This is a genomic window from Pseudomonas citronellolis (genome assembly GCF_001586155.1).
GTDB classification, from domain to species: Bacteria; Pseudomonadota; Gammaproteobacteria; order Pseudomonadales; family Pseudomonadaceae; genus Pseudomonas; species Pseudomonas citronellolis.
On record NZ_CP014158.1, the window covers coordinates 1,436,748 to 1,460,966 of the forward strand.

Below are 24,219 nucleotides of genomic sequence, written 5' to 3' on the forward strand. Positions count from 1 at the left end.
CATGCCCCCCGTTTCTCGCACGCGTGCGAAAGAGCCGTTTGGTGGCTCCTGCAACGCAATCGAGCGGTGAAGAGGCGAGATCACCCGTCGGATTTCAAATGGTGCTGGCAGCCCGTTGTTACCTCCCCCGAACAGGACCGCTCGCAATGGAACAGCGCGGTCACCGGAACTGCAAGGGGCAGGCATGGGCTGGATTGACCGCCCTCCATTTTTGCGTTCAAATATGAACGATTATTTGGTAAATAAGCTCATATTTGAGGCCGTAAAAGATGTCTTCTTCCGAGCAAAAGCGTTCTGGCGCGCAGGTGGCGATGCCGCAGCCTGTCGCGCGCGCATTGCGCCGCCTAGGGCAGGACATCTCGGCGGCGCGGCGCATGCGCCGCCTGAGCCAGGAAGACCTTGCTCAACGCATCGGCACGTCCCTGAGCACCGTCAGGCGCATGGAAGATGGCTATCCCGGCACCGCGCTGCACACCTTCCTGCGCGCGCTGCACGTGCTGGGCCGGCTCGATGAACTGACCCAGGCGATGACCCTGGAGAACGACGCGCTCGGCATGGAACTGGTGCGGGAGCAACTGCCGCAGCGGGTACGCACCTCTGCCGGCAGGAAGCGGCAGGCAGCCCCCGTCGTCGACAAAGGCGATGTGCCCGCGCCGGCCGATGACCTGAAGGGATTCTGATGGCAGCGCCTCGGCCCACACGACGTCCGGACCTCGAAGTCCACCTGGGGGCGAGCGGCCTGGTCGTGGGGCGCCTACATCTGGGCAGCGGCCGGCGCAGCGCGTTCAGCTACGACGAAGGCTGGCTGCGGGATGCCCGTTTCTTCACGCTGTCGCCCGATCTCCAGCCGGTGGCCGGCGTGCAGCACCCCCGGCAGGTGTTCTTCCTCGCGCTGGAGGACACCGCGCCCGACGCCTGGGGCGAGCGCGTGATCCGGCGCGCCCATGCGAAGCTGCGGCAGGAAGACCGCGACACGCCCGCCCTGGACCCGGTGGACTTCGTGATGTGGGTGGATGACGAGGCGCGCATCGGCGCGCTGCGCCTGTTCGATCCGCAATCTGGCGCCTACCTGCGCGCCGGAGGAGCGAATCGGCGTGTACCGCCCCTGGTGGAACTGGACAAGGTGCTCCACGCGGCCCGCGCCCTGGAAGACGGAACGGAAAGCGTGCAGGACCTGCGCTACCTGCTGGGGCAAGGCACCTCGCTGGGTGGTGCCAGGCCCAAGTCCACGGTGCGCGATACCGATGGATGCCTGGCGGTCGGCAAATTTCCCAGCCAGGCGGATCGGCGCGACGTGATCCGGGGCGAAGTGCTGGCCATGCAACTGGCGGACGAGGCCGGCATCCGCGTGGCGCCGGCGCGCGTGGAAGTGATCGGCGGCACGGCGGTCGCCGTCATCCGGCGTTTCGACCGCACCGACGACGGCGCTCGCATCCCCTACGTGTCGGCTGCGACGATGCTCCAGTCCGATGGCCGAGACGCGACGCATGCCTACACCGAACTGGTGGATGTGCTGCTCCAGACCGGCGCCGATCCGATTGCCGACATCCATGAGCTGTGGCGCCGGCTGGTCTTCAATTTCCTGATCTGCAACACCGACGACCACCTGCGCAACACCGGCTTCCTGTACGACGCGCGCCAGCGCGGCTGGCGCCTGTCGCCGGCCTTCGACCTGAACCCGATGCCGGGCGACCGTCGGGAGAGCAAGACCTGGCTGACCGAGGATGCGGGCGTCATCGATAGTCGGGACATGCTGATGGCCGCGGCGCCGTATTTCAGGCTGGATCCAGCGCAATCGGGAGCGATCTGGAACGAGGTGGCCCAGGCCGTGGCGGGCTGGCGCGCGGTGGCCCGGGGCTTGGGCATGCGCGGCACCGACCTGCTGGACTTCGAGCCGGCGTTCGTCGAATCGACCACGCCCTGACAACGCCGGCAGGAAATGCCGCTACGGCCGGAAATCGTCCCGGACTGTTGCGACCAACGCCGCGCACAGCCAGCGATAGCCGATGCGTTCCTGTTCCAGCCGCAGTTGTGGCCGGATTCGATCACCGCGCAAGTCGTCGTAGAGAGCGGGTTCATCATCGACCAGTCGGGACAAGGGCAACGTATGGCGTTTGTCGAGGGGCTCCTCACCCCATTGAAGTGCGTGGGCCATCAGGGTGGAGCGGTCCATGAGAAACGAAGCGGCCAGCGGGAAATACTTGCGCAGGCTGTCCAGAATGGCAAAGCCATGGGTATCGATGTCTCCCCAATAGTGCAGAGAGGCGCGATGCAGCCAGTCGGCCCGGGCGAGCGCTCCCCAGCCATAGCCAGCACCGAACACGACGATGGCACCGGACACCGGCGGAAAGGCCAGGAAGTTCACCTCGTTTTCGGTGATGAAGACACGCTGCGCAGGCAGTGCGAGCGCGGCGAAGCTGTCCTCATCCAGGGTGATGTCGGTCAGGCCGGTGCAGCCGGGAAGTTGGGGCAGTTGCGGATCGAGCAAGCGCAGGCGGATGCGAACGGGCTTTTCCAGAAAGCCGTAGCGACGGGCAAACCCGGTCATCCCGGTTGCAGCAGGCTCAATGGCTTCAGTCGGCAAGGCCAGGTCCAGCCACTGAGCCAGCGTACCGCGATGCGCTTCAATGAACTTGCTGTCCACGCCCGGAGCATCGACCTGCCGAAGATAGACGCCGGGGCGCGGATGGGTTTGCACCCAGGCCACCACGGCCAGCAGGCGCGGCCAGTGTTCGGCCAGTGCCAAGGTCTGCAACGGTGCTCTGTGCAGCCACGGCAGCAGTGCGGGTTGCGCTTCGGCAGTTTGCTGCCAGAGCGCCTGGAATCGGTGGGCATCGCCGGTCTTACCGATCATCGCCAGCGCGTCTTCCAGCGTATCGATCCAGAGCGTATCCGGCAGGCGCTGCCGTCCCTGCACCCGGTGCGTCCACTCGCGCCATTCGATGCGCACGAGTGGCATGGCGCTGATGTCGCGCACCCAGCCGCGCGCGGCATCGAAACGGTTGCTGAGATCGGCGGCGGACGGCGATTTCAGCGACAGACGCAACGGCCAGCCCAGCGTGCCGTCGCCGACCACGGCACGCAGCAACTCGCCGCGCTGCCACAGCCGTTCGATCTGCGCGCGAAGGTCGGCGGGCTGGCTCCATGTCATACAGCGCCGCCCCTGGCGGCAGCCTTCTGTGCCCGGTATTCCTCGATGCTCAGGCTGCGCAGCCGCGACTCACGGCCGCCTTCGTTGTGCACGAAGCCGACGCTGGACACGTATGGCTCGATGATGTGGATCTTCTGCAGCGGCGTGATGATCAGCAGTTGCAGGTTGAGCTGGCGGAACAGTTCCAGCCCATACTGGGCCGATTCATCCGAGCCGCGCCCGAAGGCTTCGTCGATCACGACAAAACGGAACGAGCGAGAGCGCACCGCCCCCCATTCCAGGCCGAACTGGTAGGCCAGGCTGGCGGCCAGCACGGTATAGGCCAGCTTCTCCTTCTGCCCGCCGGATTTGCCGCCGGAGTCGGAATAGTGTTCGTGCTCGGCATCGTCCTCGCGCCAGCGCTCGCTGGCGGAAAACAGGAAGCCGTTGCGCACGTCGGTCACCTTCTGCATCCAGCGCCGGTCGATCTCGGCCAGTCCCTCACGCCCCCGGAAGCGGTCGATGATGGCTTTGACCTGCAGGAACTTGGTCTCGGAATACTGTTCGTCTTCCGAGCCGCTCAGCGCGCCTTCGGTGCAGGCACGCAGATCCTGCAGGAAGTCGCGGATCTCCGCATCGGGGCTGGGTTGCGCCAGCAGCCGGATGTAGCGTCCGGGGTTGTAGTCGATCACCTGCAAGGATTGGTTGATGACATCGACCCGCTCCTTGATCGTTTCCCGCTCGCGCGCGAGCTGGGCATTGAAGTTGGCGATCTCGTTGATGGTATTGACGTTGAGCAGTTCCTTGAAACGCGCTTCGAAGCGCGGCAGGTCGTCGTGCTGCAAATCCTTCATCAGTCGCTCGAACTCGGGCAGCGCGGCCAGGCTGATGTCGATCTCGGCGGTCTCTGCCTTGAAGGCCTCCTTGAAACCGCGCATGGCGTTGATGATGCGTTCGGTCAAGCGTGAGAGACGCTTGTCTTCGGCATCGATGCGCGCCTGCAAGCCATTGCGCACGTCCTGTTCGCGGTTGTCGCAGGATTCCACCGTGAGCTGGTGGTCGCCCAGGACTTCGGCGCGCCAGCCCTCAAGAGATTGCAGCAACATGTCGTCGAGTGCGGCTTGCGTCTGGATTTCGAGAGCCTGCGCATGCTGTGCCTGGGCAGTTTCGTGTTTGCTGCGGATTTCTCCGCGTTTGCCTTGTGCCTCGCCAAGATCGTCTTCGATCTCCTTCAGGCGCTCAACGACCTGCGCCAGTTGGCTTTCCAGTTCCCGCAGGGTATCGGAGGCCGCCTTGAGGCGGTCGCGTTCCTCGGTCAGCCGGGCAATCTCGCGTGCCGGTGCCTGCCAGTCGATTTCGCTGTAGCGGGTGAAGACTTCGAGCTTGGCCAAGGCCTCCAGTTGCGCCTGGCATTGCCCGCGCAATCGCTGTGTGTTGGCAATGCGCAGACCGATGTCGCCCAGTTGCTGTTCCAAGCCCTCGCGTTCGTCGCGCAAGATGCGCAGCTTGTCGGCGTTGCTCCAGCCCAGCACGTAGCGGCTGCGGTCGTCGATGCGGCGGCGGTCGTCCTTTTCGTGGCGTCCGCTCGGGTCCTTGATCTGTCCGGCGCGGGTGATGGCGCGGGTCTCGCGGCGGAACTGCTCGGTGTTGTCGCAGCAGGCCAGGTCGAAGCGGTGGTGCAGTTCGCGTTCCAGCCAATCGTAGTGCTGCGTGTCGGGCTTGATGAGCAGCTTGCGCACCAGCGACTGGGGGGGCAGGCTGACGGCCTGCGTGGACTTGCGCGCACGCACGTGGAAGTACACCAGACGCGTGCCAAGGTGCTGGCGTTCCACCCAATCGGCCACGTCCTTGTAGTGCACATCCGGCACCAGCAGGGACAGGCCGAAGCCATGCAGCAGGCGTTCGGCCGCGCCCTCCCAGTCGCGTTCGTCCTCGCGCACCTGGATCAGTTCACCGGCAAAGGGCAGGTCTTCCTCTGCGATGGACAGGGCGGTGCACAATGCCTCGCGGATACGCACTTGGGCCGCGTCGATATTGCTCTTGCGACGCGCAAGGCTGTCGATCTCGTCGCTGAGCGCTTTGTGTTCTTCCTGACCCCGCCGCAGCGCATAGCCGTCTTCATTGATCTGCGTATCGTGGTCCGCAATGCTTGTACGCAGCGCTTCGGCGTGTTCTCCGATGGTGGATCTTTGTGTCATGAAAGCAGCTTCGTCTCCCGGCGCTGCTTCGCCAATGCGCGTCAATAGCGTGGTGTACGCGTCGGCTTTCTCCTGCCGTTGCTGTTTCTCGGCCTCCTGCTGCTGAATGGCGGCAGCGAGTTGTTGCAGCCGGTCGCCGCCGTTCTCGCGCAGTGCGCCTTCGAGTTTCCCCTGCTCGATTCGGGCGTTGTCTCGTTGCTCTCCCAATTGCTTGATGCGGGCATCCCAGCGCGTCGCATCCTGAGTCAACAATTCCAGGCGCCTCTCCAGCAATGCTGCCTTCAAACCGGCAAAGTACGGGCGTAATGCATCGCGTCCTTGGCGCAGCGCCTGGATCTCGCCGGTGATTTGCCCGTGGCGAAGGCCATCCTCCACCAGCGGAGCCAACAACTCGATCTGGCGCTTGGCCTTGAGTACCGACTGGTGGGCGCGGTCGAGGTCATCGAAATGGCCGAGCAGTGCCTCGATGCGGCGCCCTACGTCGAACGGTTCGAGCATGTGGCTGCGCACGAAATCGGTCAGATTGCCAACCGATTTCATGGAAACCGTCTGATGGAACAGTTCCAGTGCCTGCTCGTGCTCGATGCCGAAGCGGCGGCGGAACCAGGCGCCGTAGGGCGGGAAGCTGTCGTTCAGTTCGCAGCCCATCGCGCGTAACTTCTTGCGCAGGCCGTTGATGTCGCTGCCGAATCCGGAAAAGTGCTCGGTGATGGACAGTTCCCGCTCTACAGCCACGAACAAGCGCGCAGGCTGGCCCTGTGGTTCGCGAAACCAGAAGACTTGCGCCAGTGTGACCGCCTGGCCGTAGCCTTCGTTGCGGAATACACCCAGGATCACGCTGTAGCTGGTGGTGTCGCGTAGCGCCACCGGGCGGGTGCTGCCGGTGGTTTCGTTGCGCTCGCTCTTGTAGTGGCCCAGCACGTAGGACCGCAGTGATCGTTCACGCGTCTCGGCGCCTGCAGCCTTGTTGTAGGCGATGCGTTGCGCCGGCACCAGCAGCGTGGTGACGGCATCGACCAGGGTGGATTTGCCCGAACCGATGTCGCCAGTCAGCAGGCCGTTGCGCCCATCGAGTTCATAGCGCCAGACACGCCGGTCGAATGTGCCCCAGTTCAGGACTTCCAGCCGCTGCAGGCGAAAGCCGACGCGGCTGTCGTCGGCCACGAAATCGAGCTCCTGTGGCGAAAAATCGTTCATCGGCCGGCTTCCTTGTCGCGATCGGCACCTGACAATGCGGTGCGATAGCCCTCCAGGCGTGCATCGAAGTCGGCCAGCCACTGTGCATCGACGAACGCCTTGAGGATGCGCCGTACCTCGTAGCGAGTTGCCTGCTGAGCTGCGCCAGCAGCGGGCTTGAGCTTGCGCAGATAACCCAGTTCCACCACCTTGGTGATGGTCGAATCCACTTGGTCGATGAGGCGCGCCTCGTTGGTGCCGTCCGGCAGGAACACGCGCATCAATTCGGCGATCTCCTCGCGCGACAGCACCAGCCGGGTATCGCCGCCGCTGGCGTCGGATTCGGCCATGCGCTTGCGCAGCAAGGCCAGCATCAGGCTGACCGGGTAGGACAGCGGCCGTCGCGCGATCAGGCGTGGCGGACGGGGTGTGGCGTCCGCATGCTCCGGCTCCGGCTGACTTTTGAGGAAGGCGTAACCCTCGGCTTCGTCCAGTACCAGATCCAGCAACAGCACCGCCGCCTGCTCCCGCACCCGCGCTTGCAGGCTCAGCAGGCTGGCCCACAGGCGCTCGTCGTCCTGACGGTACAACACGCCTTTGAGCAAATGCACCATCAGTTGCGAGAGTTCCGCGACAACGGGCGGGCGGGACTCGGTACTGCCTTCTGGATCATCCTGGTGCATGTCGTTCATGGCTCTTCGCTCTATCCGTCGCAGCTTGCATTCAACGCGCAAAAATAACGCGGGGCATTCGCGCCCGCCGTCGTACCGTTGAGCCATCGCTGTCCTGCATGGCCCATTCGACGATCTCCTGCACATCGTCATCCACCGTGGCCCTGAGGCCATCCAGCCCGCGGCTGCCCGCGTGCGCCAGTTCCAGCCAGGTCACCAGCTCGGCCAATCCCTGTTGCAGCGGCTGCGTCTCCAGCAACGCGCGCAAGCTGATCTGCGACTGCTGCCGCAATGCCTGCCGCAGGGCCTGACGCAGGCGGGTCTTGTCCACGACGTGCTGGTCGAACAGGCGTGCGGTGTCGATGTCGTCGTCACCGTCCTCAAGGACCAGTTCCGCCAGGCGTGGCTTGGCATGAAGCGCGAACAGGGGGCGTTCCTGCGGCAAGGCGATGTCCGCGCCCATCTCGTCGAGGCGTATCACGTCGCCGGCCGGAGGCATGTCGCGCAAGGCCAGCGCCTTGGTTTCGATGCCGTGCAAGAGTTCGAGGATGCGGCGGTTTTCCTGGAAGGCCCGGTCATCCAGGAAGCGGCGCAGTTGTTGCGACAACTGCGCTACCGTGCGTTGGGTATGTTCGCCCGCTTCCAGCCAATCGTGGTGCACCCGGCGGGTGCGCGGCTCCGGCTTGAGCGCAACCACGGCGGGCAGGCCGAGGATCTGGTCGAGCCGTGCGGACAGTTCTTCCTGGCGACGGCTGGACATCAGGAAGTCCCAGAATGCACGGAAGCTGCGCCCCTGGTCGGAATCCCCGATGGCGTCGCGCTCGCCCATGACCTCGTCGAGCAGCGCCCCCTTGCTCCCGTCCCACAACGCGATCTTCTCGCGGACGCTGCGGTCGAGTTGGCGGAAGTTGTGTTCCACCTGGCGAAAATCGCTCAGCAGTTCGCGCGCCAACTGCTGGAATTGCAGGAAGCGATCCTTGATGGCCGTGTCATCCATGAGCGGCACATCGCCGGACAGGACGCGGCCAATCTCGGCGTCGATCTCATCGCGCTTGCGGCGCAGTTCCTCCAGGCGCTTGGCTGGATCGGCCTCGCTTCCGGTGCTGATCTGCTCCAGCAGCGCGAACAAGGTCAGCAGGCGCGATTCGGTACCGACGAAAGGCCGTTCGGTCAGCGACACCAGCCAGGCGATGGCCTTTTCCGTGGCAGGGGTGAGATCGAACTGGGCCTCGTCGGTGCCGGGCTTGTAGAATTTGCGCAGCCAGCCCTTGTCCGGCGCGCACCAGTCATTCAGGTATTCGGTTGCGGCTTTCGGATACGCCTCGGCACCGAGCTGTTCGCGCAGGGCAAACAACTCGTCTTCCAGCATTTCGGCCAGATCCGCTTCGCTCGTCAGCCGCACGTTCGGTGCAACGAACACCCGGTACAGGAAGCTTGCTACCAATGGCGCATGTGGCGAGGCGAGCAATCGCCATGCAGGATGCCGATCGCGGTATGTCGTGAGCGTGAGGTGGTCCAGTGCCATGATGGGCTGCCTATTCGAGCCGTTCGTTGACAACGACGTCTCGATCCGAATTTACGGATCGGCTCGCCCGGCAAGCGTGAATCAAGGCAGCGTGGTCACTCATGCGAAACCGCCTCCAGGTAAGGACGCATGACATTTGCGACCCGACAGACCTTGGCATGGCGCCATAGGTCATCGGCTGAAGCCTTGCGTGTCCTCCAGGCAGCTGCCTCAATGGCCACGTCCAGGCCGATCTGGTTGCGGTGCTTGAAGCAGTCCGCCACGGTTTTTGCGGCACTGTAGATCCGCAGTCTAGCGCCGTCGCGTTCGTGCTCATCAATGCCCGAGGCATAGGCATCACCCGCCATCTGCACCATCTTGATCGGCGGCTGCTCGATACGTGGGGTGTGGCTGCCGCGAGGCATGGCAATCCAAACCTGGCGAGGCAGTTGCGTGGTCAGTTCGTGGAACTGGAGTGCCGTCAGCAAGCAGAACACGGCTTTGGGAACCTTGACTGCAATCGTGGCAAGGTCCTCGTGCTCGGACATGGGGGTGCCTGGCAAACGGTAGAGGCCGCGCCCGACACGCTCCAACTGCCCGGAAGTAGACAGACGTGTCAGCACCACCCGCGGCGCGGCGATGGTGTCCAAGTCGCTGGTGCGCAGGAAGCCCTGCTTGTGGAGCAGGGCAAGAGCGCGCTGGGCATGTGAGGATCTTTCCATCGTCCCAAAGGTGTTCCTTGATTTCGTTGATCTTATACATCAAACGATAGAATGAAACTCGCCTGCCTGGAGCGCGCGTTGATGACTGATCGCGAATGTCCGCAGACAAATGCGGACAGTATCTGGTTGCCGATGCGGTTCGACCGGTACATGATCTGGCCTGATTCCGTAGCGCCAACGGAATAAACCCGTTATCAATCAACGATATGAGTGCGGCGTGATGTTCCCTTCGCCCGCTCCAGAACACCCTGCCAAGCCCCTGAAATGCCTAGCGTTTCGGGGGTTTTGCTTTTTGGGGGGCGGGAAGGTGTCGAAAAAGTGTCGAGGCATACTTGCTCATACGCACTCGGGCGCAGAGAGCCATCACCCGATAGGCCCCACCAAGCAGTAGCGAATCAATTGCTGTTCCACACTCTGCTTCTGGCGTAAGACCAGGATAACCGCGACCTCGCCTTGCTCTTCGTGTAGTTCGTAAAAGACGCGATAAGGGCCGGTATTGAGTTCGCGATAGTTCAACACCCCCAAAAGGCTTGCCTGCTGGCTGATTGGGTAACCTTGGGGTGTAAGAGAAATCTTCTCTTCAATCTCATCCAAAAGGCTCAGCACCGATTGGAGTGCAGCCTGCGAACCTTGGAATTGAGCCAAGTGGTGTACTTGGTCTTCGATGCTTTGTTCTGCGGTATCGGTGAGACGGATGACGACCTTGGACATCGAACCTCCTTATTCTGGTTGATCGAACCTCCTGGAAAGACGAGCTTTCAGATCATCTACAGAGCGATGTTTGCCTTCTGCGTATTGACGAGAGCCAATCGCAAGCAGCTTCACCAACGCAATTGCTTCGTCACGTTGCTTTCGTTCTGCATATGACTCAATCACGTAGGCAGGAACACCGTTCTGTGTGACGACCATTGGCTCGGATAAATCCAGGTCGGCCGCATGGCGTTTCAAATAACTAATTGTCTCGACTCGCATGAGTCGGTACCTCCATTGCTGTGGGAACACTCAAGGCCTGGAACTCAGGTTCTACGGTGTTCGAACTCCACCAGGCTCCATATCCAGGCAACCGATGGGATTCACACGTCGACAGCTAAATCTGTCGATCGGTTTCGTATCGTAGCCTGAATTCGGACCGAATTTGAACCGTCTGCGGACGCTTTTTTCTTTGCCTCTGCCAACACTGTGACGTTCAGCCTATGAGCGGGTTGAATCGCGCATCACTACCCACATGGCGATCTTCAATGAGCAGCGCGGCTCCGACTGCACCGAGTCCTTCGGCTATCCCTCATCTCTTGCTGTGAACCCAGTTCACAGCCCCTATGCCACCAACGGGGATTATCACCCCGCCCCCGGCTCCCTACCCTGCGCAGACCAAGGCCCATGAGGCCCTGGACAATCACAAGAACAATCCTGCGTGCCGAGGTGCTGTCGATGAACGCGACGCCTGAGAACCCACCCAAGAACCGCCTGGGCCACGGCCTGAAGAGCCGCCAGGTGACCATGATTTCCATCGGCGGCGTGATCGGCGCCGGGCTTTTCGTTGGTTCCTCCAATGCCATCGCCACTGCCGGGCCGGCGGTGTTGCTGGCCTATCTGCTGGCTGCGGTCATCGTCGTGCTGGTGATGCAGATGCTCGGCGAGATGGCCACCGCGCGGCCGGACACCGGCTCCTTCTCGTCCTATGCCGACCAGGCCATGGGGCGCTGGGCCGGGTTTTCCATCGGCTGGCTGTACTGGTGGTTCTACGTGCTGGTGATCAGCATCGAGGCCATAGTCGCCGGCAACATCCTCGCGCCCTGGCTGGGCGTGGCGCCCTGGGTGGCGGCGCTGGGCATCACCCTGGCGCTGACGCTGTGCAACTGCCTGAGCGTCGGCAACTTCGGCGAGCTGGAGTACTGGCTGGCGTTGTTCAAGGTGGTTTCCATCGTCGGCTTCATCGTCCTCGGCGTGCTGGCGATCTTCGGCTTGCTGCCGGGTTCTTCCACTTCCGGCGTGCAGCATCTGTATGCCGACGGCGGCTTCATGCCCAAGGGGCCGGTGTCGGTGGTGGCGGCCATGCTCACCGCGATGTTCAGCTTCCAGGGCAGCGAGATCGTGACCATCGCCGCCGCCGAGACCAAGGAGCCGCGCGCCAATATCCGCAAGGCTATCCGCGCCGTGGTCTGGCGCCTGGGGCTGTTCTATCTCGGCTCGATGCTGGTGGTGGTGTGCCTGGTGCCGTGGAACGCGCCGGGGCTGGCGCAGGGTTCCTACCAGTCGGTGCTGGCGGCGATGAACATTCCCTACGCGCCGCAGATCATGAGCGTGGTGGTGCTGGTGGCGGTGAGCAGTTGCCTGAACTCGGCGATCTACACCGCCTCGCGCATGGCCTACTCGCTGGCCTACCGCGGCGATGCGCCGCGCGCCTGGGGCCGCACCAACCGCCGCGGCGTGCCGCTGGGCGCGGTGCTGAGCACCGCCGGCGCGGCCCTGCTGGCGCTGGGCGCGAACTACCTGCTGCCCAAGGAGGTGTTCGACTTCCTGCTCGCCTCCAGCGGCGCCATCGCCCTGCTGATGTACCTGGTGATCGCCATCACCCAGCTGTGCATGCGCCGCAAGCTGCGCGCCAGCGGCGAGCCCCTGGCGGTGGAGATGTGGGCCTTCCCCTGGCTGACCCTGGCGACCATCGCGCTGATCGTCGGCATCCTGGCGATCATGTCGGTGTTCCCCGGCCACCGCGGCGAGCTGCTCACCACCCTGGGCCTGAGCGCCGTGCTGGCGGGCATCGGCCTGTACCTGCAGAAGCGCCAGCCGCAGCTCTCCGCGCAGCGCGCGCAGGGCGGCTTCGGCGAACTGGCGGCGCTGTGACGCCGCTTCACAACGCCTGTGCCGGCGGCCCGGTTTTTCCGCCGCCGGCGCACACCTAACCTGCCCGTGGCGCGGCTCGCCGAGCCCGCCGTGGCCTTCCCCAACCGCCTGATAGAGAGTGATCGATGAGCATCGCGATGAAGCCGGACGAACTGGCGATTCCCTACCAACTGCCGCAGGTGCCGTTCATGGCGCCGGACATGGTCCTGCCCGGCGTGCTGGACCAGTGGCTGGAAGACGACCGGCTGTGGGTCCCGGTGACCGCCAGCGTCTCCTTCAAGCCGCTGCTGCTGAGCGTGAGCGGCGGCTACTACATCAACCTGCTGCGCGTGCGCCAGAGCGGCGTGCTGTCGCGCCATCGCCACACCGGCGGCGTGCACGCGCTGGTGCTCAAGGGCCGCTGGTGGTACCTGGAGCACGACTGGGTCGCCGAGCAGGGCTCCTTCGCCTTCGAGCCGCCGGGCGAGACCCACACCCTGTTCGTGCCCGAGGACGTCGAGGAAATGATCACCTGGTTCCACGTCCAGGGCGGCTACACCTACGTCGACCCGCAAGGCGTGGCGGTGGGCTACGAGGACGTCTTCACCAAGCTGGAGGCGGCGCGCCGGCACTACGCGTCCATCGGCCTGGGCGAGGACTACGTCGAGCGCTTCATCCGCTGAGGCGGGCCGGCGCGGCGGGCGCTATGCTCGCCGCCACGGCGCATCGAGGACCGGACATGGACAACTATTCGCAACTGCTGGCCTTCATCTGGGCGGTCGAGCACGGCAACTTTTCCGCCGCGGCGCGCGCCCACGAGATGACCCCTTCGGCGGTCAGCAAGCTGATCAGCCGCCTGGAGGACCGCCTGCGGGTGCGCCTGTTCCAGCGCGGCACGCGGAGCCTGACGCTGACCGAGGAGGGCGCCGCCTACCTGCGCAGCGCCCGCGCCGTGGTGGAGGCGATGGCCGAGGCGGATTCGCTGGCCGAGGCGCTGCCGACGCGGGTCAGCGGCACCCTGCGCATCCACACCATGACCACCTTCGCCAAGCACCAGATCGCGCCCTGGCTGCCGGAATTCCTCGACCGCTACCCGGCGCTGCAGGTGGAGATCCAGGTCGGCGCCCAGTACGTCGACCAGTTCGAGCAGGGCCTGGACCTGGCCATCCACAGCGGCGTGCTGCCGGACTCCAGCCGGGTGACCCGGCGCCTGGGCGAGACGCAGTGGATCACCTGTGCCGCCCCGGCCTACCTGGCGCGCTGCGGCACGCCCCGCCACCCGCAGGAGTTGCTGCGCCACCGCTGCTTCCAGTTCAGCTTCGACAGCCCGTGGAACCGCTGGAGCTTCCGCGCAGGCCCGGAGCGCCTGAGCGTGCCGGTGACGCCCGCGGCGACCTTCGCCCAGGGCGACCTGCTGCGCGACATGGCCCTGGCCGGCGCCGGCATCGTGCGCCTGGCCGACTTCCATATCGGCGCCGACATCCGCGCCGGCCGCCTGGTGCAGGTGCTGGAGGAATACCCTTCGGACCTGCGCGAGCCGGTGTACCTGATCTATGCCAACCGCAAGCACCTGAGCCCGAGGATCAAGGTCTTCCGCGACTTCCTCGAGCAGCGCCTGCGGGAGGCACCCTGGAGCCTGTCCTAGGGCAGGCCGTTACGACCCTTTCACGAGGCGCCCGCATGGCGGGCGCGATGCAGGAGTAGACCATGGCCCATCTGGTGGGTGACGTATCCAGCGCCGCGCGCATTCTTCCCGACCTGGACGGCGAGAAGCTGTTCATCCAGCGGGGCAGGGGAGCCTACCTCTGGGATGCCCAGGGGCGGCGCTACATCGATACCGCGCTGGGCTTCGGCGCGGTGCTGCTCGGCCATTCCGAGCCGGCGGTGATCGAGGCGGTGGGCGCTGCCCTGCAGGATGCCGCCGCGCCGTCCTGGGCCCACGTGCGCGAGCATGCCGCCGCCGACTGCCTGGCGCGCCACGGCGGCGCGCTCGACAAGGTGATCTTCACCAACTCCGGCAGCGAGGCGGTGCACCTGGCCTGCCGCGCGGCGCGCGCCTATACCGGCCGGCCGCGCATCGCCAAGATGGCCGCCGGCTTCGACGGCTGGTTCGACGAGGTGACCCTGGGCAACGTCGGTTCCGCCGAAGCCACCTTCGCCCCTGGCGAGCGCCCGGCGAGCGAGCGCCTGACGCTGCTGCGCTACAACGACTTCGACGACGTCGAGCGGCTGTTCGCCGAGCACCACGACATCGCCGCCGTACTGCTCGAACCCATGCTGGCCAACGCCGGCTGCATCATGGCCGCGCCCGGCTACCTGGCGCACGTGCAGCGCGTGGCCCACGCCCATGGCGCGCTGGTGATCAGCGACGAGGTGCTGATGGGCTTTCGCCGTCACGCCGGGCTGAGCAGCCTGTACGAGGGGCTGGACCCGGACCTGGCCAGCGTCGGCAAGGCCATCGGCAATGGCGTGCCGGTCTCGGCGGTGCTGGGCAAGGCGCACATCCTGGCCGGCTTCGAGGAAGGCCGGGTACTGCGCGGCGGCACCTTCAGCGGCAACCCCATGGCCTGCGCGGCGGTGCAGGCGACGCTGGCGCAGCTCGAAGACGCCGACTACGCCGCGCTGATGGCGCGTGGCGAGGCGCTTCGCAGCTGGATCGAGCGGCTGTTCCGCGAACATGGCATGCCCCTTTCCACCAGCGGCTACGGCAACGTCTTCGGCCTCTGGCCGGCAGAGCGGGCGCCGCGGGATTTCGACGAGGCCGCGAGCATCGCCAATCCCGCCTTCAGCAAGGCGCTGCACCTGGAACTGCGTCGCGCAGGCCTGCTGCTGATGCCCTCGCCCTATGGCCGGCTGTACCTGTCCTTCGCCCATACCGATGCGGTGGTCGAGGAGATGAAGGCGGCGTTCGAGCAGGCGGTGGGGCGCTTGGCCGAGGTGCTCTTGTAGGAGCGAGCTTGCTCGCGAACAAACGTGGTGCCATGCGGTTCGCGAGCAAGCTCGCTCCTACGAAAAGCCGTGCTCGCCTGCAACGTAGGAGCGGAGCTTCTCCGCGATAGCCGGACGTATCGGCGCGCTTCGCGGATGAGATCCGCTCCTACGCTGCCCCACCTACGCCATTCCCTTGTAGGAGCGCGCCCTGCGCGCGATTTCGCGGGCAGGGGCCGTGGTGTTTTTCCCGTAGGAGCGGAGCTTCTCCGCGATAGCCGGACGTATCGGCGCGCTTCGCGGATGAGATCCGCTCCTACGCTGCCCCACCTGCGCCATTCCCTTGTAGGAGCGCGCCCTGCGCGCGAAATCGCGGGCAGGGCCCGTGCGGGAATGCGTGGTGTTTTTCCCGTAGGAACGGAGCTTCTCCGCGATAGCCGGAGGCTCCGGCGCGATTCGCGGATGAGATCCGCTCCTACGCTGCCCCACCTGCGCCATTCCCCTGTAGGAGCGCGCCCTGCGCGCGAAATCGCGGGCAGGGCCCGCTCCTACAGGTTGTGGGCTTTCAGGCTTGCTGGCGGGCGCTTTCCTGCAGCCGCCGGGGCTCGGCGATGGCTTCTTCCCCGGCCAGCTTCTGCGCCGCCGGCTCGTCGTCGGCGTTGACCGAGCGGCGGAAGCCCTTGATGGCTTCGCCGAGGTCGCTGCCCAGGTGTTTCACCCGCTTGCTGCCGAATACCAGCAGCGCCACCAGCAGCAGGACCAGCCAGTGTTTCCAGTCGAATATGCCCATCACCATGTCTCCAGATCGCGGTTCGGTTGTTGTTATTGGCGCCTGCATTTTTGGTGGGTGGGTTCTGGGGAAGAAGGCACTATCCAACAGATAACCTGGACTTTTCGTGGATCGTGCGGGTGGCCGATCTACGGCGGGAGGGCAGGGCTGGAGACTTTTCCGCGAGGAGTGGAATTTTCTTAAGAGTATTCGCTTGGCTTGTCCGCTGAATATTTATAACTAATTGATTTTTAAGTGTTTAACTCGTGGCATGGTAATTGATTGGGGATCGCCGGCGCGGCACGCAAGTGGCCGCGCGCCAATCCGATAACAACAAAAGGCCGGCACTCCCATGTTCGATCAATCCGTTCGCCTTCGCGTATCCCGCCTCGCCTGCGCCATGCTCCTGGCCGGCGCCGCCACCTCGGCCCTCGCCACGGAGGGCGGCACCTCCTCCTGGCCCATGGGCATCGAGATCTACGGGATGGGCATCCTTCCACCGCCTGGCACCTACGCCCAACTGTTCGCGGGCAACTACCTGGCCGATACGTTGCGCGACAACGGCGGCCACAAGGCCGCCGACATCGACCTGCGGGTCTCCACCCTGGTGCCGCGTTTCGTCTGGGTGACGGAGCAGAAGGTGCTGGGCGGCGACCTCGGCTTCCATGCCCTGCTGCCGCTCACCGACATGCGCCTGAACATCAAGAATGGCCCCCACGACCACAAGCGCGGCATCGGCGACGCCCACCTGGGGCCGGTGATCGGCTTCCACCCGAGCGAGAAGTTCCACGTGGCCACCGGCGTCGACTTCGTGCTGCCCACCGGCAGCTACGACAAGGACGACATCATCAACCTGGGCACCCACTACTACACCGTGCAGGCGGTGCTGGCGATGACCTACGTGGACCCGGCGGGGCCCAACGCCGACATCCGCCTGATGCACGACTACAACTTCGAGAACCGCGCCACCGACTACCAGTCCGGCCGCGAACTGCACGCCGACTACACCCTCGGCTGGGGCATGGGCAACGGCTGGGTGCTCGGCGTCGGCGGCCACGCGTACCAGCAGATCAGCGACGACAAGCTCGATGGCCATAGCGTCGAGGACTCCCGCGGGCGGACTTTCTCCATCGGCCCGGCGGTGCAGTACGCGAGTAAGGATGGCTGGTTCTTCAGTGCCAAGTGGCAGGACGATACGGGCGTGCGCAACCGGCCGGATGGGCAGACGTTCTGGTTCAAGTTCACTACGCCGCTCTAAAAGCCCGAGGGCTTTTCGTAGGAGCGGAGCTTCTCCGCGATAGCCGGAACCATCGGCGCGATTCGCGGATGAGATCCTACGCTGCCCCGCCTACGCCATTCCCCTGTAGGAGCGCGCCCTGCGCGCGATTCGCGGGCAGGGCCCGCTACGGTAAACATGACGCCCCGTAGGATGGGTTGAGCCTGCGATACCCATGCGGTCGTGGTGATGGGTATCGCTTCGCTCAACACCATCCTACGAAAAGCCATGCTCGCCCATGCGGTAGGAGCGGAGCTTCTCCGCGATAGCCGGGGCCACCGGCGCGATTCGCGGATGAGATCCGCTTACGCTGCCCCGCCTACGCCATTCCCCTGTAGGAGCGCGCCCTGCGCGCGAATCGCGGACAAGGTCCGCTTACGGTAAACATGACGCCCCGTAGGATGGGTTGAGCTTGCGATACCCATGCGGTCGTGGTGATGGGTATCGCTTCGCTCAACACCATCCTACGACGGTATGCGCAGCTGCAGGCCCCCGCCTCAGCGCCCCTTCAACCGGTAGCTGACCTGGGCGCGGCTCATGCCGAGCATCTGCGCGGCGGCGGTGATGTTGCCGCCGGTGCGTTCCATCGCCACCTGCACCAGGCGTCTTTCCACGTCTTCCAGGGAGATGCCGAGGGTCGGGTTGCGGCCGGAGACGAAGGCGAGCAGGCTGGCCAGTTCGGGTTCTTCCACGGCCTTGCCGGGCGCGGCTTCGGGCGTCGCTGGCGCCTGCGCGGGCGGTTCGCTGCCGGTTTCGGCCAGGGGGCGGGACAGCCGGCCTTCCGCCGTCAGCCCTATGGGCGCGGCGATCGGCTCGGCGCCGCCTTCGGCCAGGTGGATGACGTCCATCACCTCGCCATCGGCGGCGGCGATGACGCCGCGTTCGATGAGGTTCTGCAGCTCGCGGATGTTGCCCGGGAAGCGGTAGGTCAGCAGCGCGTTGACCAGGCGCGTGCTGAAGCCCGCCAACTGCCGGCCGTGGCGCAGGCTGAACTTGCGCAGGAAGTAGCTCATCAGCAGCGGGATGTCTTCCCGGCGCTCGCGCAGCGGCGGCAGGTGGATGGGGAAGACGTTCAGGCGGTAGAACAGGTCCTCGCGGAAGCGCCCGGCCTCCACCTCGCGGCGCAGGTCGAGGTTGGTGGCCGCGACCACCCGCACATCTACGCGGATCGCCGTGGTGCCGCCGACCCGCTCCAGCTCGCCTTCCTGCAGCACGCGCAGGATCTTGCTCTGCGCGGCCAGGCTGAGGGTGGCGATCTCGTCGAGGAACAGGGTGCCGCCGTTGGCCCTTTCGAAGCGCCCGGGCCGCGAGCGCTCGGCGCCGGTGAAGGCCCCGCGCTCGACGCCGAACAGCTCGGCCTCCACCAGGTTCTCCGGCAGGGTCGCGCAGTTCAGCGCCACCAGCGGCCCCTGGCTGCGCTTGCTGGCCTGGTGCAGGGTGCGGGCGAAGAGTTCCTTGCCCACGCCGGATTCCCCGGTCAGCAGCACCGTCGCCTGGGTCGGCGCCACGCGCTGCAGCAGCTGGCTGGCGGCCATGAAGGCGGCGGAGATGCCGACCATCGGCTGGTCTTCGTCGGGGCTGGGCAGCGTGGCGACCGTGGTCGCCTGGCTGCTGCCGTAGGTGCTGCGGCCGAGGAAGTCGCTGGCGTCCAGGTGGGCCAGGTCGGCGTCGATGTCCTCCCATTCCTCCGCCGGCTTGCCGATGATGCGGCAGGCGTGGTGGCCCATGGCGCGGCACTCCACCTCGCGGAACACCACCAGGCGCCCGAGCAGCGACGAGGCATAGCCGCTGGCGTACCCGATGCCCATCCAGCACGAGGGCTCGCTGCCCAGGCCGTAGGTGGCGATGTGCTCGTCGGCCTCCAGCGAGTTGTGCCAGAAGAACTCGGAGTAGAAGTGGCCGATGCTGGTGTCGATCTCGAAGTTGATCGGCTCGACGTTGACCATCCCTTCGAGCATGTGCAGGCGCGGCCCGGCGCTGTACAGGCTGGCGTGGTCGCCCTCGGGCCACTGCTCGCTGACCTGCGCCGCGTCGCGCGCGCCGGCCTGCCAGCCGATGCGGGTGAGCAGGCCGCGGGCCTTGTCCAACCCCTGGGCCTCGATCAGTTCGCGGCGGATGGCGCCGAAGGCGGAGCCCTGCAGCAGCATCATGCGCTGGCCGCACAGCCAGATGCTGCCATCCTGCGGAGAGAAGGCCACGGTCTCGGCCAGTTGTTCGGCAGAAGGCAGGCCCCGTGGATCGAATTGGCAGGCGCGGTCGACGATCAGGCGTTTCTGCCGGCTGAGCATGTGCCGGAAGAACTCTTCGTCCACCGCGCGCCCGTGCTTGCCCGGATTTGTAATAGTCATAAGGCAGTTCAAGAAGACGCAGGCTGGTCTGGGGAGTATGCCGGCCCGGCCACGGCGGTCAATCGGATTCCAGTCTTACGGGGAGGGGCGGCGAGCGCAAAATGTACGATAACCGCACGAAATCCCGTTTTTGGCCGCGTCCGTCGAGCTTTCTCCAGCGCCGCGATTTTCTCTGCACAAAATTCCGCGGCCGCCGCGCCGCCAGCGCGAAAGGCGCCGTAGAAATCCCTCGATAAAATATCAACTATCTGTTTTTAAAGGATATTTTTAAAGAAGACGCAGCTGGCACGATAGTTGTTAATGCCGAAACACTTGCAACTGAAAAATCCATAACAAGAAACCGGTGATTTCGACATGAACATCCTCCGCGCTTTCCGCCATGCCCGTGCACTAGCCCATCCCGCCCTTGCCCGGCGCCGCCCGGCCCGCCCCGGCGACTGACCTTCGCCCAGCCCGTTTCCCTGTTTCCGTGGCCTTCGCCCAGGCCGGCGGCGGCCGTCCCTCGTCCAGACAAGAGGCACCAGCAACGATGAGCACCAGACCCCAGCCCTACCAGAACCTCGACCTGCAGCCGATCGCCGGCGCCTGGCGCGCCGGGAGCAGCGGCCGGCACATGGAGGTCCTCGACCCCTACACCGGGCAGAGCCTGCTGCGCCTGGCCCTGGCCGACCGCGCCGACCTCGACGCCGCCTATGCCAAGGCCGCCGAGGCCCAGGTGGCCTGGGCCGCCACTGCGCCTGCCGAGCGCGCCCGGGTGATGCTCGAAGCGGTGCGCATCCTCGATGCGCGCCGCGAGGAGATCATCGACTGGCTGGTCCGCGAATCCGGCAGCACCCTGCTCAAGGCGCAGATCGAATGGGGCGCGGCGCGCGCCATCACCCTGGAGGCGGCCAGCCTGCCGAACCGCGTGCACGGACGCATCGTCGCCTCCAACGTGCCAGGCAAGGAAAGCCGCGTGTACCGCGTGCCGCTCGGGGTGGTCGGGGTGATCAGCCCGTGGAACTTCCCTCTGCACCTCACCCAGCGTTCGCTGGCCCCGGCCCTGGCCCTGGGCAACGCCGTGGTGGTCAAGCCGGCCAGCGACACCCCGGTGTCCGGCGGCCTGCTGCTGGCGCGCGTGTTCGAGGAGGCCGGGCTGCCGGCCGGCGTGCTCAGCGTGGTGGTCGGCGCCGGCAGCGAGATCGGCGACGCCTTCGTCGAGCACCCGGTGCCGGCCTTCATCTCCTTCACCGGCTCGACCCAGGTCGGGCGCAACATCGGCCGCATCGCCAGCGGCGGCGCGCACCTCAAGCACGTGGCCCTGGAACTGGGCGGCAACAGCCCCTTCGTGGTCCTGGCCGACGCCGACATCGAGCAGGCGGTGAACGCCGCGGTGGTGGGCAAGTTCCTCCACCAGGGGCAGATCTGCATGGCGATCAACCGCATCATCGTCGAACAGCCGGCGCTGGAAGCCTTCACCCGGCGCTTCGTCGAGCGCGTCCAGGCGCTGCCCTACGGCGACCCGCGCAAGCCGGAAACCGTGGTCGGCCCGGTGATCAACGACCGCCAACTGCAGGGCCTGCGCGAGAAGGTCGCCAAGGCCCTGGACGAGGGCGCGCGCCTGCTGGTCGGCGGCGAGCCCCAGGGTAACGTCATGCCGCCCCACGTGTTCGGCGACGTGCACGCCGGCATGGAGATCGCCCGCGAGGAGATCTTCGGCCCGCTGGTGGGCATCCAGGCCGCGCGCGACGCCGAGCATGCGCTGGAGCTGGCCAACGGCAGCGAATACGGCCTGTCCAGCGCGGTGTTCACGTCGAGCCTGGAGCGCGGCGTGCAGTTCGCCCAGCGCATCCACGCGGGCATGACCCACGTCAACGACATGCCGGTCAACGACGAACCCAACGCGCCCTTCGGCGGCGAAAAGAACTCCGGCCTGGGCCGCTTCAACGGCGACTGGGCGATCGAGGAATTCACCACCGACCACTGGATCACCCTGCAGCACTCGCCGCGGCCCTATCCCTTCTGAGCGGTCGCCGGTCCCACCAATCCAATAACAAGATGGAGTACGAAATGTCCTTATCCTTCGACAGCCCGGCTGTGAAACGGACCTTCGCTGCTTGCCTTTGCGTGCCCTTGCTCGTGCTGGCCGGTAGCGCCTTCGCCGACGGCGACGGCGTGTGGAAAGGCGGCGCCAACGTCTACGAGAAAGTCTGCGGCCGCTGCCACGAGACCGGCATCGGGCCGGAGCTGAAGGGGCGCCAGCTGCCGTCGCCCTACATAGTCGCGGTGGCGCGCAACGGCCTGCGGGCGATGCCGGCCTGGCCGGCTTCCTTCATCGACGACAAGGCGCTGCAACAGGTCGCCGACTACATCTCGCAGGCGCCCGCGCCGGCGGCCAAGCCCTGAGGAGCGCGCCATGAATCTCGAACGTCGTTCCCTGCTCAAGGGCATGGCCCTGGGCGGGCTGGCGGGCATCGCCATAGGCGGCTCCGGCCTGGCCCTGGCGCGTGGCGTCGCCGGCAGCGCCGTGGCACAGCCGACGCTGGTGCTCATCAGCCCGGCGGTGGCCGGCTCGGCCTTCCTCCAGGGCCTCGCTGCCAACCCGGCCGCGGCCCGGGCCGAGGTGCTGCGCAGCGATGCCAGCCTGGCTTTCGTCCGTGAACTGCAACAGCGCCTGGAGGCCGGACGGCCGCAGCGCATCGTCGGCCTGCTGGACGACGCCAGCGCCGCGCTGGTGGTCGACCTGGCGCGCAGCGCCGGCGCCCGCGTGCAGTGGCTCGGTGAGCACAGCGCCGATGCGCGCGCCTCGCGGCACCGGCTGATCACCGCGGACGCCGCCCACGGCCACGCCCTGCAACTGGGCCTGCAGCTGGACGCCTGCGGCGCCGGCTTCGACCTGCGCGAGCAATGCCCGCTGGGCAGCCGCCAGCCCCTGCGCCTGGGCGCAGCCGGCCGCAGCGCCGGCAATGCCGAGCAATGGGCCGCCACCCTCGGCTACGGCCTGGCCTCGCTCGGCGCGCAGCCGCCGGCGTCCGCGCCGCTGGTGGCCGGCCGCCCGAGCCCGCTGGCCGGGCATTTCGTTTCGTTCTCGATCCAGGCTTGAAGGAGCACCTCCCATGACTGACGCAACCAACAAGGCCGTGCTCCCGCGCGGCGTCGACGCCAGCCACTTCCAGCAGGCGCTGGCCAAGTTCCGCAAGCTGCTGGGCGAGGAGAACGTCCTGGCCAAGGACGACCAGCTGATCCCCTACGGCAAGATCATGATGCCGGTGGACAACGCCGAGCACGCGCCTTCCGCCGCCGTCACCGCCACCAGCCTGGAGCAGGTGCAGGGCGTGGTGAAGATCTGCAACGAGTTCAAGATCCCGCTGTGGACCATCTCCACCGGCCGCAACTTCGGCTACGGCTCTGCGGCCCCGGCGCAACGCGGCCAGGTCATCCTCGACCTGAAGAAGATGAACAAGATCATCCACGTCGACCCGGAGCTGTGCACCGCCCTGGTCGAGCCCGGCGTCACCTACGGCCAGCTCTACGACTACCTGCAGGAAAATAATCTGCCGCTGATGCTGTCGTTCTCCGCGCCCTCGGCCATCGCCGGCCCGGTGGGCAACACCATGGACCGCGGCGTGGGCTACACCCCCTACGGCGAGCACTTCCTCATGCAGTGCGGCATGGAAGTGGTGCTGGCCAACGGCGACGTCTACCGCACCGGCATGGGCGGGGTGCCCGGCGACAAGGCCTGGCAGGTGTTCAAGTGGGGCTACGGCCCGACCCTGGACGGCATGTTCACCCAGGCCAACTACGGCATCTGCACCAAGATGGGCTTCTGGCTGATGCCCAAGCCGCCGGTGTTCAAGCCCTTCAGCATCGTCTACGACGACGAGGCGGACATCGCCGACATCGTCGAGATGATCCGCCCGCTGCGCATCGCCCAGATCATCCCCAACGCGGTGGTGATCGCCAACGCGCTGTGGGAGGCCGGCGGCATCAGCGTGCGCCGCTCGGACTACATCAAGGAGAAGGGCGCAACGCCGGATTCCGTGGTCCAGCAGATCGTCAAGGACAAGGGCCTGGGCCAGTGGAACGTCTACGCGGCGCTGTACGGCACCGCCGAGCAGGTGGAGGTGAACTGGAAGATCGTCACCGAGACCGTGAAGAAGTCCGGCAAGGGCCGCATCGTCACCCAGGAACAGGCCGGCGACACCCAGCCGTTCAAGTACCGCGCCGAGCTGATGAGCGGCGTGCCCAACCTGCAGGAATTCGGCCTGTACAACTGGCGCGGCGGCGGTGGCTCGATGTGGTTCGCCCCGGTCAGCCAGGCGCGCGGCAGCGAGTGCGACAAGCAGAAGGTGCTGGCCAAGCGCATCCTCAACAAGCACGGCCTGGACTACACCGGCGAGTTCATCGTCGGCTGGCGCGACATGCACCATGTGATCGACGTGCTCTACGACCGCACCGACCCCGAGGAGACCCAGCGCGCCCACGACTGCTTCGCCGAGCTGCTGGACGAGTTCGCCAAGGAGGGCTACGCCGTGTACCGCGTGAACACCGCCTTCCAGGACCGCGTGGCGCAGATCTACGGCCCGGTCAAGCGCAAGGTGGAACACGCCATCAAGCGCGCCCTGGACCCGAACAACATCCTCTCGCCGGGCAAGTCCGGCATCGACCTCGCCAACAACTTCTAGCAACCGCAAC

The 24,219-nt window shown here is 65.9% G+C and carries 20 protein-coding genes; 11 read left to right on the plus strand and 9 right to left on the minus strand.

The features are described from left to right. Positions 1-269 precede the first annotated feature (269 nt). Positions 270-680, plus strand: a complete 411-nt coding sequence (locus PcP3B5_RS06545) for a helix-turn-helix domain-containing protein (RefSeq protein WP_009618242.1) — start codon at positions 270-272, stop codon at positions 678-680. Then, positions 680-1,924, plus strand: a complete 1,245-nt coding sequence (locus PcP3B5_RS06550; RefSeq protein ID WP_061560833.1) for a type II toxin-antitoxin system HipA family toxin — start codon at positions 680-682, stop codon at positions 1,922-1,924. The genes PcP3B5_RS06545 and PcP3B5_RS06550 overlap by 1 nt, the downstream gene beginning before the upstream one ends. A gap of 21 nt (positions 1,925-1,945) precedes the next feature. Here PcP3B5_RS06550 and PcP3B5_RS06555 read toward each other — a convergent pair whose 3' ends face one another. The 7 genes from PcP3B5_RS06555 to PcP3B5_RS30540 all read right to left on the minus strand — a co-directional run bounded on the left by PcP3B5_RS06555 (position 1,946) and on the right by PcP3B5_RS30540 (position 10,373). After that, positions 1,946-3,151 (minus strand): DUF3322 domain-containing protein, encoded by a 1,206-nt coding sequence (locus PcP3B5_RS06555; protein WP_061560834.1) that lies wholly within the window; start codon positions 3,149-3,151, stop codon positions 1,946-1,948. After that, positions 3,148-6,525, minus strand: a complete 3,378-nt coding sequence (locus PcP3B5_RS06560; RefSeq protein WP_009618248.1) for an ATP-binding protein — start codon at positions 6,523-6,525, stop codon at positions 3,148-3,150. The genes PcP3B5_RS06555 and PcP3B5_RS06560 overlap by 4 nt, the downstream gene beginning before the upstream one ends. Continuing rightward, positions 6,522-7,196, minus strand: a complete 675-nt coding sequence (locus PcP3B5_RS06565) for a DUF4194 domain-containing protein (protein WP_009618249.1) — start codon at positions 7,194-7,196, stop codon at positions 6,522-6,524. The genes PcP3B5_RS06560 and PcP3B5_RS06565 overlap by 4 nt, the downstream gene beginning before the upstream one ends. A 31-nt stretch (positions 7,197-7,227) precedes the next feature. Then, entirely contained in the window at positions 7,228-8,700 is a 1,473-nt protein-coding gene (locus tag PcP3B5_RS06570) for a DUF3375 domain-containing protein (protein WP_009618251.1), read from the minus strand. A 95-nt stretch (positions 8,701-8,795) separates the two neighbouring features. Further along, positions 8,796-9,401, minus strand: a complete 606-nt coding sequence (locus PcP3B5_RS06575) for a type IV toxin-antitoxin system AbiEi family antitoxin domain-containing protein (RefSeq protein WP_009618253.1) — start codon at positions 9,399-9,401, stop codon at positions 8,796-8,798. 363 nt (positions 9,402-9,764) lie between these two features. After that, positions 9,765-10,112: a type II toxin-antitoxin system RelE/ParE family toxin gene (locus tag PcP3B5_RS06580; protein WP_043272446.1), complete on the minus strand. Its 348-nt coding sequence runs from the start codon at positions 10,110-10,112 to the stop codon at positions 9,765-9,767. Between the two features lie 9 nt (positions 10,113-10,121). Next, a complete protein-coding gene (locus PcP3B5_RS30540; protein WP_081884705.1) occupies positions 10,122-10,373 on the minus strand; it encodes a type II toxin-antitoxin system Phd/YefM family antitoxin in 252 nt (83 codons plus the stop codon). Positions 10,374-10,829: 456 nt separating this feature from the next. Here PcP3B5_RS30540 and PcP3B5_RS06585 point away from each other — a divergent pair, with 456 nt between their 5' ends. The 4 genes from PcP3B5_RS06585 (at position 10,830) to PcP3B5_RS06600 (ending at position 15,173) form a co-directional block, all read left to right on the plus strand. Then, positions 10,830-12,245, plus strand: a complete 1,416-nt coding sequence (locus PcP3B5_RS06585; protein WP_061560835.1) for an amino acid permease — start codon at positions 10,830-10,832, stop codon at positions 12,243-12,245. Positions 12,246-12,370: 125 nt separating this feature from the next. Further along, on the plus strand, positions 12,371-12,907 hold the full coding sequence (locus PcP3B5_RS06590; protein ID WP_061560836.1) for a 2,4'-dihydroxyacetophenone dioxygenase family protein: 537 nt from the start codon (positions 12,371-12,373) through the stop codon (positions 12,905-12,907). 56 nt (positions 12,908-12,963) lie between these two features. After that, the gene (locus PcP3B5_RS06595; RefSeq protein WP_061560837.1) at positions 12,964-13,869 is read left to right on the plus strand and encodes a LysR family transcriptional regulator; all 906 of its coding nucleotides are present in this window, start codon (positions 12,964-12,966) and stop codon (positions 13,867-13,869) included. Between the two features lie 62 nt (positions 13,870-13,931). Then, a complete protein-coding gene (locus PcP3B5_RS06600) occupies positions 13,932-15,173 on the plus strand; it encodes an aspartate aminotransferase family protein (RefSeq protein ID WP_061560838.1) in 1,242 nt (413 codons plus the stop codon). Between the two features lie 544 nt (positions 15,174-15,717). On the opposite strand, the gene tatA is transcribed toward PcP3B5_RS06600, so the two are convergent. After that, positions 15,718-15,942: a twin-arginine translocase TatA/TatE family subunit gene (gene tatA, locus PcP3B5_RS06605; protein WP_043315140.1), complete on the minus strand. Its 225-nt coding sequence runs from the start codon at positions 15,940-15,942 to the stop codon at positions 15,718-15,720. A 331-nt stretch (positions 15,943-16,273) separates the two neighbouring features. Between tatA and PcP3B5_RS06610 the strand changes: the two genes are divergently transcribed. Then, entirely contained in the window at positions 16,274-17,179 is a 906-nt protein-coding gene (locus PcP3B5_RS06610) for a SphA family protein (protein WP_061560839.1), read from the plus strand. A gap of 515 nt (positions 17,180-17,694) precedes the next feature. Here PcP3B5_RS06610 and PcP3B5_RS06615 read toward each other — a convergent pair. Then, the gene (locus PcP3B5_RS06615; RefSeq protein ID WP_061560840.1) at positions 17,695-19,545 is read right to left on the minus strand and encodes a sigma-54-dependent Fis family transcriptional regulator; all 1,851 of its coding nucleotides are present in this window, start codon (positions 19,543-19,545) and stop codon (positions 17,695-17,697) included. 529 nt (positions 19,546-20,074) lie between these two features. Between PcP3B5_RS06615 and PcP3B5_RS06620 the strand changes: the two genes are divergently transcribed. From PcP3B5_RS06620 to PcP3B5_RS06635, 4 genes are read left to right on the plus strand one after another with little or no spacing between them, the layout of a single operon-like run. Next, a complete protein-coding gene (locus tag PcP3B5_RS06620) occupies positions 20,075-21,550 on the plus strand; it encodes an aldehyde dehydrogenase family protein (protein ID WP_061560841.1) in 1,476 nt (491 codons plus the stop codon). A gap of 44 nt (positions 21,551-21,594) precedes the next feature. Then, complete coding sequence (locus PcP3B5_RS06625) at positions 21,595-21,930, plus strand: c-type cytochrome (protein WP_009618272.1); 336 nt, start codon at positions 21,595-21,597, stop codon at positions 21,928-21,930. A gap of 10 nt (positions 21,931-21,940) precedes the next feature. Continuing rightward, on the plus strand, positions 21,941-22,627 hold the full coding sequence (locus tag PcP3B5_RS06630; RefSeq protein WP_061560842.1) for a hypothetical protein: 687 nt from the start codon (positions 21,941-21,943) through the stop codon (positions 22,625-22,627). A 13-nt stretch (positions 22,628-22,640) separates the two neighbouring features. Next, positions 22,641-24,209: an FAD-binding oxidoreductase gene (locus PcP3B5_RS06635; RefSeq protein ID WP_061560843.1), complete on the plus strand. Its 1,569-nt coding sequence runs from the start codon at positions 22,641-22,643 to the stop codon at positions 24,207-24,209. Positions 24,210-24,219: the final 10 nt, after the last annotated feature.